This is a genomic window from Providencia sp. PROV255, from assembly GCF_028478065.1.
GTDB classification, from domain to species: domain Bacteria; phylum Pseudomonadota; class Gammaproteobacteria; order Enterobacterales; family Enterobacteriaceae; genus Providencia; species Providencia rettgeri.
In genome coordinates this window covers 1-1,066 of the sequence record NZ_JAMPMI010000040.1, presented here as the reverse complement: position 1 = coordinate 1,066, position 1,066 = coordinate 1, and the positions used below count along the sequence as shown (strand labels likewise).

The window sequence follows — 1,066 nt, the reverse complement described above, 5'->3', positions numbered from 1 at the left end:
TGTCTAAAGAAAAATTTGAACGTTCAAAACCGCACGTTAACGTTGGTACTATCGGCCACGTTGACCACGGTAAAACTACTCTGACAGCAGCTATCACTACTGTTCTGGCTAAAACTTACGGCGGTTCTGCTCGTGCATTCGACCAAATCGATAACGCACCAGAAGAAAAAGCGCGTGGTATCACTATCTCTACTTCACACGTAGAATACGATACTCCAACTCGCCACTACGCACACGTAGACTGCCCAGGACACGCCGACTATGTTAAAAACATGATCACTGGTGCTGCACAGATGGACGGTGCAATCCTGGTTGTTGCTGCGACTGATGGCCCAATGCCACAAACTCGTGAGCACATCCTGTTAGGTCGCCAGGTTGGTGTTCCTTACATCATCGTGTTCCTGAACAAATGTGACATGGTAGACGACGAAGAGCTGTTAGAATTAGTTGAAATGGAAGTTCGTGAACTTCTGTCTCAATACGATTTCCCAGGCGACGACACTCCAGTTGTTCGTGGTTCAGCTCTGAAAGCGCTGGAAGGCAACCCAGAGTGGGAAGCGAAAATTGTTGAATTAGCAGGCCACCTGGATACTTACATTCCAGAGCCAGAGCGTGCAATTGACAAGCCATTCCTGCTGCCAATCGAAGACGTATTCTCAATCTCAGGTCGTGGTACAGTAGTAACAGGCCGTGTTGAGCGTGGTATCATCAAAGTTGGTGAAGAAGTTGAAATCGTTGGTATTCAAGACACGGTTAAAACAACTTGTACTGGCGTTGAAATGTTCCGTAAACTGCTGGACGAAGGTCGTGCGGGTGAGAACGTAGGTGTTCTGCTGCGTGGTACTAAACGTGAAGAAATTCAACGTGGTCAAGTACTGGCAAAACCAGGTTCAATCAAGCCACACACTAAATTCGAATCAGAAGTTTATATTCTGAGCAAAGATGAAGGTGGTCGTCACACTCCATTCTTCAAAGGTTACCGTCCACAGTTCTACTTCCGTACAACTGACGTAACCGGTACTATCGAACTGCCAGAAGGCGTAGAGATGGTAATGCCAGGTGATAA

The 1,066-nt window shown here is 46.9% G+C and carries 1 protein-coding gene; it reads left to right on the top strand.

Annotation, left to right across the window (positions count from 1 at the left end):
* Positions 1 to 1,066, top strand: a 1,066-nt coding sequence (gene tuf, locus PR725_RS21820) for an elongation factor Tu (RefSeq protein ID WP_196719287.1), incomplete at both ends; no start/stop codon positions are given.